The organism is Vitiosangium sp. GDMCC 1.1324, from assembly GCF_003044305.1.
Taxonomy (GTDB): Bacteria; Myxococcota; Myxococcia; order Myxococcales; family Myxococcaceae; genus Archangium.
This window is the reverse complement of the sequence record NZ_PZOX01000060.1, coordinates 1-7,342: the sequence shown is the minus strand read 5'-3', so window position 1 is coordinate 7,342 and position 7,342 is coordinate 1. Positions and strand designations below refer to the sequence as shown.

The following is a 7,342-nucleotide window of genomic DNA, read 5'->3' as shown; positions in this document are numbered from 1 at the left end:
TCCCCAAGGGGCTGCGCGGCTTCTCCACCCGCCTGGCGCACTGCTCGGGCGGCCCCCGTCCGCGGCCCTCCTCGGCCCCTCCGCTCCAGCCCTCTCCCTCAACATGCCCTCTATCCCGCCTATACGCAGCCACCCGAGCAGGAAGTCGATGGTGAGGCTGCGCTCGTGGGCCTCGTCGAGCACGACCGTGTCGTAGCGGCTCAGGAGCGGGTCGCTGTGAATCTGCGCGAGCAGGACCCCGTCGGTCATGAACTTCACGGCCGTCCGCCGGGACGAGCGGTCCTCGAAGCGAATCTGGTAGCCGATGTCCGTGCCCAGCTCCGTGCCGAGTTCGCGTGCTACGCGCGCCGCCACGCTCGTCGCGGCGATGCGCCGGGGCTGGGTGACGGCAATCTGGCGCGGGCGGCCGCGCCCCATGGCGAGCAGGACTTTCGGCAGCTGCGTCGTCTTCCCCGAGCCGGTGGCCCCCGCGACGATGACCACCTGATGGGCGGTGATGGCCGCGGTGATGTCCTCGACCCGGCTCGAGATGGGGAGCTCGGGGGGGAAGTGCAGGGTGGGCAAGCCGCCGGGGGGAGGAATGGGGAGTTCGCCGGACATGGCAGCATGGCTTAGCACTGAAGCGCACGCTCCGCCCGGGGCCAGAAGCTTCCGACCCCGATGGGAGTGTCCCCGACGGGATTCGAACCCGCAGACATGGCGAGAGAAAATTCCAAGCAGGACGCGCAGCTACCCGCTATCGCCTTGATTCTCTTGGGGTTCGTCATCCCGTCCCGTCCCATCCCGTGCCCTCGTGTTCCTCCCCGTTCCCGGTGGAGGGGCACACTGGGAGCACATGCGGCCCCACAGGGTCAACCGCCGAGCGACCGAGGGCCCACCTGACCCAGGGCTTCCGCCTGTCACAACGGATTTCACCGTCCTCTGGCTGTCTGGGCAACGGAAGCATCGTTTTTGGGATGGACGGAGGGTCCGCACCATATAGGGCATACAGGCCGCACTGCGCTTCAAGCGCACCTGCGACTTCTTCGTGTCCAATGCTAGCGGCCATCTGAAGCCGGAGACCGTGGCCTACGACTGCATGACCGAACTGGCCTCTTTCCGAGGCGCGCCGAGACAGGAGAAGCACACATGAATGCACGCAACCGTTTCGCCGCTGCGCTGGTCCCTGCCGCGCTCGGCCTCACCGTCGCGGTGGGGGTCGCAACACCCGCGCACGCCGAGAGGCCGGGCAGAACGTTCGAGACCTACAAGGATCGCGTGGCCATGCACTGCGCCTTCGCCAGGCAGTGGCTCGACGTGGGGAAGAGCTGGTTCTTCGGCAACTCCGAGCTGAAGATGCAGTCCGACGGCAACCTCGTCATGTACCACCGCTGGACCCGCCAGGTCCTCTGGTCCACCAACACCCCCGGCAGTGGTGCCACGAAGCTGCGGTTCCAGAAGGACGGCAACCTCGTCCTGTACAAAGCCGACAGCACCCCCGTGTGGGCGTCGAGGACCGACGGCAAGTGCAACCAGTTCAAGCACTCGCCCGTCCTCGCGCTGCAGGCGGACGGCAACTTAGTCATCTACTGCGCAGAGCTGTTCATCGTCCCCGACCCGATAGACGATAATCTGAAGGTATTGTGGGCGACCGGCACCCGGTCCTGACCGCACGGCGCCCCGGCCCCTTTCCATCGCCGGTGGGGAGGACGGGAGCCACCTGCCACGCGGCCAGCTCCACCGGTTCACTCCTTTTCGCCTGCAGGTCGGCGTCGATCCCGGCGCGCGCGAGCGGCCTCTCGGTGATGTGAGCGCGGACGAAGCCGCCACGGCTGAAGGTGAGAATCTTCACCCTGTCCCCCTTGCGGCTGTCGAAGACGAAGAGGTGCCCCGAATGCTCGTCCTCGCCCCAATCGGTGCACACCGGTGCCATGAGGCCGCCTATGGACTTGCGCATGTCCACCGGTTGCGTCGCCAGCAGAATGCCGCCTCCGGGGCCACCTGCACCTCCACCGGCACCAGCCTCACCGCTTCCGCCCCGGTAGCCTTCTCCTCACGCCGCCGTCGGTACATCCACGACTGCAACGTGCTGAGCCTCATTCCCCGACGCTCCGCGAGCTCCCTCCGCGTCAGCCCGCTTCGCGAAACTCGGCGACCCGGTTGAGGAAGCGCATGATGGCCGCGAAGTGGTCACCATGCTCCTCGGCAACGAAGCGCGCGTGCCATCCCTCGGGAGGAAATTTGCTCTGCCGCCGGGTCCGTGTGGGCCATGACACGGGCGCGCAGCGCGTCCCCCTCGCAGACGTAGACGATGCAGAAGTCCGCGAGCCTGGGCACCAGGATGTGGGCCACAGACTCGAGCGTCGCCTCGTACTCCAGCGAGCCGGCGAGGGTGCGGCTGACCTCGGCCAGGAACCGCTGGAGCTCCTCGGCGCGCTTGGCGTCTGTGATGTCGCGCATCACGGTCGAGAAGAACGCGACCTCGCCCGAGGCGTCCCGGTGGGCGAGGAGCACCTGGGAGACGGGACACGTGCCTTCATCGCGCGAGCGGATGGTGGTCTCGGCCCGCCACACCCCGTCGCGCAGGGCGGCGGGGATTCCTTCGCCGAGCACACGCTGGGCCACCTCGGTCGGGTAGAGGTCCAAGCGGTTGTGCGACGTCACGTCCTCGCGCTCGGGAATGCGCAGCATGCGCCGCGCCGCCTGGTTGAGCACCATCGCCCGCCCCCGGCCGTCGAAGCTGCCGACGAAGTCCGGGGTGCTCTCGATGATGGCCGCCAGGCGCGCCCGCGTCCCCTCGGTCCGCTTCCGCTCGGTCACGTCGCGGACGTAGACGGACAGTCCCTCGGGCGAAGGGTACGCGTGGACCTCGAACCAGGCGTGGAGCGGCTCGAAGTACGCCTCGAACTCGGAGGTGACCTGCTCGACCATCGCGCGGCGGTACTCGAAGGCGAAGGGCGAGTCCCCCTCCTCCGGGAACGCCTCACCCAGGGCAGCGTCATCCGGCGCATTCTTCGCCACCTGCACCTGCCCGAACTGCCCCCACCCCAGGCACCTGCCAGGGGGCCAGCGCAGCAGGCGCTGTGGGAGTGACGCACGGCGGAGGGATGCACTCTCTCGCGCAGCCCAAGGCGAGCGGTCGCCTGCGCAGGGGAGGGAGTTGATGCACCTCGGGCTGCAGGTGACGGTGACGCGGCTGGGGGGGGCCGAGAAGTACGACCGCGCGAAGAGCCGTACTACCAGCACGCCTACTCTTCGGCGGCGCCCTTGTCGGCGTCAGCCTGAGCCGCGCCAGCGGCCGCTATTGCCTGCTTGCCCTCGGCGACGGTCTTCAGCTGGGCGAGCCCCTTCTCGATGTCGGTGCCGAGCATGTTGTCCATGTTCATGAACATGCCGAAGGCTTTGCCTATGAAATTGTGGTTCCCATCCATCGACCACGTCACGAACGAGCCGGTCGGCGTACCCGCGAGGGTGAGCGCACAGGTTGCCGTGGACTCCATCGGCGCCACAAACTCGAGCTTCATGCCCACCTTCTGGCCAGGGACGCTCTCTTCGATCGTCATCTTACCCTTGCCGACTTCCTTGCCGCTCCACGAATACGACTGACCGACGCCCGCCGCGGGTCCTTCGAAGGTCTTCTGCATGTTGGGATCGAGCTTCTCCCACGGCGAACCGAAAAGGACCAAGACACCGGCAAACTGATGGAGGTCGTTGAGAACACCGAACACGAGCTCGGGTGGAGCAGCGACCGCGAGCTTGCGCTCGACGTGATAGGCGGACTGCCGTGTGGCCACAACCGTTACGAAAAGGACCAAGACACCCGCAACACCGATGAGAATATGCCCGAGCATTGAAGCCCTCCGAGAGGCGCAACCATCACATCGCAGGACCGCGGTCAAGCGCGGGTGGGTCAGAAGTCCTCTTGATCTCCCCTCCGCTGGCCTCTCCGTCGGGGCTCGCGAGGACGACGACGTAGCATCGGGATCCTCGATCCAGATCTCCCGGTGCTGCGGTGCCGGGTTGACGTGCGGCTCTTCGATCACGCGAGCGCCGAGGCGTCTCACGCGTTCCACCGCGGCATCGAAGTCATCGACTTCGAACCAGAGCAAGACGCAAGGTCTGGTACCAAGCGCTGCTGGCCTTCACGTCCCGCACCGCAATCAACGTCTGTGGCCTGACCGTCAGGCGAGTAGGTTGTTCCATGGGCACCCTCGAGCGAGAGGAGCGCGCGAGGGTGCCGCGCTTTGCCTGCCGTGTCTTGGATAAAAAGATCGATGACGCCAGACCACCCACACGACGATCACGCGCAGCCGCACGGTGATCGTCCGCGCCATGGTCATCGCCACGGTCACCACCACGACCGCAGGGCGCGTGCCGTGCTTCGCTACCTGCGGCTGCTGCCGCTGATGTGGCGGTCGAAGCTGAACGACACGGTGGTGCGCGAGCTGGCGATCAAGCCGGGCGAGAGCCTCCGGCGTGGAGACATTCTGGAGACGAGCCGGGGCCTGAAAGCACCGGGGCCGGAAACCGCTGAGCTTCCAGCAGCTTCCGGCCCCGATTGAAGTGTCCCCGACGGGATTCGAACCCGTGTTACCGGCTTGAAAGGCCAGCGTCCTGGGCCTCTAGACGACGGGGACGTCGCCCTTGAGTCGCGGGGGAATCGAACCCCCGACCCTCGGCTTAAAAGGCCGGTGCTCTACCAGCTGAGCTAGCCCGGATTATTCACCGGCGCAGGGAAGAAGGAGGGCGGTTGCGGGCGGAACACCCTGATTTAGCTTGGGTTTGTCCAGAACTCAGGCCGACTCAGAAGCGCCCGCCCGCATGACGCACTGTACTCCAGCCGTCCTCCACTTCCACCCCACTCTTCCGGTTCACCTCACGTGCGACGCGCCGCACACCTCCAGCGATGGCGGGGCCGTGTTGCTGAGGCTGATGGACGAGCGTTTGGGGCTCACGCAGAAGCTGGCCTCCTGCATTCCTGACGCACGCGACCCCTCGCGTGTGGTGCACTCGCGTCTGGAGCAGGTGCGCCAGCGCGTCTACCAGATGGCCCTGGGCTACGAGGACTGCAACGACGCGCACGCCCTGCGTCATGACCCGGCCCTCCAGGTAGCGTGCGACGTGGTGCCCCAAAGCGGCTCGCCCCTGTCCTCGCAGCCCACGCTCTGCCGGCTGGAGAACGCCGTGGACGGGCGCAGCGTGCGCAAGCTGCTGGGCGTACTGGAGCAGCATTACCTCGACTCCTTCACCTCGCCCCCCGAGGTGGTGGTGCTCGACATCGACAGCACGGACGACCCCACGCACGGCCAGCAGCAACTCTCGTTCTTCCACGGCTTCTACGACCAGCACATGTACCACCCGCTGCTGGTGTTCGACGGCACCACGGGCCAGCTCGTCACCGCCATTCTGCGGCCGGGCACCGCCCACGCCGCACGAGGAGCGGCCGGAGTGCTGCGCCGGCTGATTGTCGCGCTCAAACAGCGCTTCCCCAACGTACGGGTGGTGGTGCGCGGCGACTCGGGCTTCGCCATGCCGCGCCTCATGCGAATGCTCGAGGAGCTCAACGCGCAGTGGGGCGACATCGACTACCTGCTGGGACTGGCGCGCAATCCCGTCCTGCAGCGCCAGGGCGAGGCTGTCATGGCCGCCGCCAACGAGCAGTACGCGGCGGGCCGCCCCTACGTGCGCCACTTCGGCGCTTTCTCTTACGCCGCCGAGTCCTGGCCCCACCAGCGCCACGTGGTGATGAAGGCCGAGGTGAGCGCCAAGGGAGAAAACCCGCGCTTCGTCGTCACCTCACTGCAAGGCTTCCCGCCCGAGCTGCTCTACGACGCCTACTGCGAGCGCGGGCAGTGCGAGAACTACATAAAGGACTTGAAGAGAGCACTGCTGGCCGACCGGCTGAGTTGCTCCAGCTTCTGGGCCAACTTCCTGCGCTTGCTGCTGCACGCGGCGGCCTACGTGCTGATGCATGCGCTGCGCACCGAGGCGGGCCGACAGGCTCCCGCCCTGGCCACGATGCAGATGGACACGCTGCGGCTGAGCCTGTTGAAGGTGGCAGCCCACGTGGCACGCTCGGCGCGTCGGCTGTGGGTGCGCTTGCCTGCCTCCTTCCCGCTGGCTGCCGTCTTCATGGCCCTGGCCGGCTCGCTGAGCTGGGCGCCCTCGTGAGCTGACGCGCGGTGCACACCCCGCTGCTCCTGCTTCGACCACCTGGCAGACACGGTCGAGGTGCGTCTGGTGCTGCGCGCGAGCCTCTGGCATCCAACCCCGCGGATTCCGCGCCCCTTTGCCAACCTGACTGCCGCTCACCTGACAGATAGGGGCAACGAGCCAGATCGTGCCCCCTGGGTCCTGCCCACGGCCGCTTCGCGGCTTCTCGCCAAGCCCTGGTGAATAATCCGGGCTAGCGACTCGCACTATTCTTTTTTCGCGCCCGGCCGGAAAACCGCCGCCGCCCGGCCCGCCGGGGCTCTCTACCAGCACTCGCCCCCGAGTTCTACTGTCGAGCGCGCCCCCCACTTCCTGACACCCCACCGGGCGCCCCCTCCTCCCGGGCCCTCGGAGGCGCTATACCCCTGCCCGCCCATGCGCCCAGACGCGGAGTGGAGGAGGCGAGCGTGGCGCCTGAAGCGGTGGCGAGACAAGAAGCGAGGAAGGAGCGGCCAGCGCGAGTGAACTGGGCAGGGCTGCTACGAAGGACCTTCGTGTTGGATGTGTTCGCCTGCGTGAGGTGTGGAGGCAGGCGGCGAGTGCTGGCGTACGTGATGGCCTATGCATAATGCCCCACCTCCTCCGCACTTATTTGAGCAGGTCTGCGCCCGCTGGGTTCATCTCCCCGGCTGCTGGTGGCCCTCAGCCGCTTGAGCGTCGAGCGGTCGAGTTTGAACCACCGAGGGTTGCCGGAGCCACCCCCCTCGACACCTCGCAGCCAGCCCTTCTCCACCCAGGAGCGCACCACGGGTTCAGTAACGCCCAGCAGCGCGGCGACACCATGCATGGAGTAGAGGCCGTCGGCCCGGCGCTCTGGCTGTCGTGGCCGTCCTCGTCGGCCCGCGGGCTGGCGCCGTATGCCGTAGCGCTTGCGCACCCAGCGCACCGCCTCCTTGTCCCAGGCGCGCTTGACTCCAGAGAGCAGCCCCCTTCGGTTCAGCTCGGCCGCTACCTCCCTATCGCTCCTCTCCTTGGCCAGCATGCCAATGAGTTTGATGACCTCGGGCGAGGTGGCCCGCTCGGATGATGGGCGACGCGCAATGCTCAGCTCGCTGCACGTCCCGGTCTGCCATAGCAGCTGGATGTGAATTGCGCGCTCCGGGACGTCCACGGGGCTGAGCACTACCTCTCTCACCAGAATCCGCAGCAG

7 protein-coding genes, 2 tRNA genes and 1 pseudogene are annotated in these 7,342 nt (G+C 67.2%); 3 read left to right on the top strand and 7 right to left on the bottom strand.

Annotated elements, in window-relative coordinates:
• On the bottom strand, positions 1-600 hold a 600-nt coding region (locus tag DAT35_RS57735; protein ID WP_233262330.1), incomplete at its 3' end, for a DEAD/DEAH box helicase.
• 528 nt (positions 601-1,128) lie between these two features.
• On the opposite strand from DAT35_RS57735, the gene DAT35_RS57730 reads away from it, so the two are divergent.
• The gene (locus DAT35_RS57730) at positions 1,129-1,647 is read left to right on the top strand and encodes a hypothetical protein (protein WP_108077971.1); all 519 of its coding nucleotides are present in this window, start codon (positions 1,129-1,131) and stop codon (positions 1,645-1,647) included.
• Here the strand turns inward: DAT35_RS57730 and tnpB are convergent.
• The 3 genes from tnpB to DAT35_RS57715 all read right to left on the bottom strand — a co-directional run bounded on the left by tnpB (position 1,583) and on the right by DAT35_RS57715 (position 3,830).
• Positions 1,583-1,957, bottom strand: a complete 375-nt coding sequence (gene tnpB, locus DAT35_RS62665) for an IS66 family insertion sequence element accessory protein TnpB (RefSeq protein ID WP_369946755.1) — start codon at positions 1,955-1,957, stop codon at positions 1,583-1,585. The genes DAT35_RS57730 and tnpB overlap by 65 nt on opposite strands.
• Before the next feature lie 212 nt (positions 1,958-2,169).
• A complete protein-coding gene (locus tag DAT35_RS57720) occupies positions 2,170-3,000 on the bottom strand; it encodes a PAS domain-containing protein (RefSeq protein WP_146210348.1) in 831 nt (276 codons plus the stop codon).
• A gap of 227 nt (positions 3,001-3,227) precedes the next feature.
• Positions 3,228-3,830: an SRPBCC family protein gene (locus tag DAT35_RS57715; protein WP_108077968.1), complete on the bottom strand. Its 603-nt coding sequence runs from the start codon at positions 3,828-3,830 to the stop codon at positions 3,228-3,230.
• Positions 3,831-4,253: 423 nt separating this feature from the next.
• Between DAT35_RS57715 and DAT35_RS59740 the strand changes: the two genes are divergently transcribed.
• The gene (locus DAT35_RS59740) at positions 4,254-4,541 is read left to right on the top strand and encodes a hypothetical protein (protein WP_158502490.1); all 288 of its coding nucleotides are present in this window, start codon (positions 4,254-4,256) and stop codon (positions 4,539-4,541) included.
• Positions 4,542-4,543: 2 nt separating this feature from the next.
• Here the strand turns inward: DAT35_RS59740 and DAT35_RS57700 are convergent.
• A tRNA-Glu gene (locus DAT35_RS57700) sits at positions 4,544-4,616 on the bottom strand.
• Positions 4,617-4,624: 8 nt separating this feature from the next.
• Positions 4,625-4,694: transfer RNA gene (locus DAT35_RS57695), tRNA-Lys, on the bottom strand.
• 106 nt (positions 4,695-4,800) lie between these two features.
• Here DAT35_RS57695 and DAT35_RS57690 point away from each other — a divergent pair.
• Entirely contained in the window at positions 4,801-6,150 is a 1,350-nt protein-coding gene (locus DAT35_RS57690) for an IS1380 family transposase (protein ID WP_108077966.1), read from the top strand.
• A 601-nt stretch (positions 6,151-6,751) separates the two neighbouring features.
• Here DAT35_RS57690 and DAT35_RS57680 read toward each other — a convergent pair.
• Positions 6,752-7,342: pseudogene (locus tag DAT35_RS57680) on the bottom strand (recombinase family protein); the annotation flags it as partial.

Excerpts from the sequence above, each read along its gene's own strand:
- DAT35_RS57690 (WP_108077966.1), top strand. The coding sequence starts at position 4,801 with ATGACGCACTGTACTCCAGCCGTCCTCCACTTCCACCCCACTCTTCCG.
- DAT35_RS57715 (WP_108077968.1), bottom strand. The coding sequence starts at position 3,830 with ATGCTCGGGCATATTCTCATCGGTGTTGCGGGTGTCTTGGTCCTTTTC.
- DAT35_RS59740 (WP_158502490.1), top strand. The coding sequence starts at position 4,254 with ATGACGCCAGACCACCCACACGACGATCACGCGCAGCCGCACGGTGAT.
- DAT35_RS57730 (WP_108077971.1), top strand. The coding sequence starts at position 1,129 with ATGAATGCACGCAACCGTTTCGCCGCTGCGCTGGTCCCTGCCGCGCTC.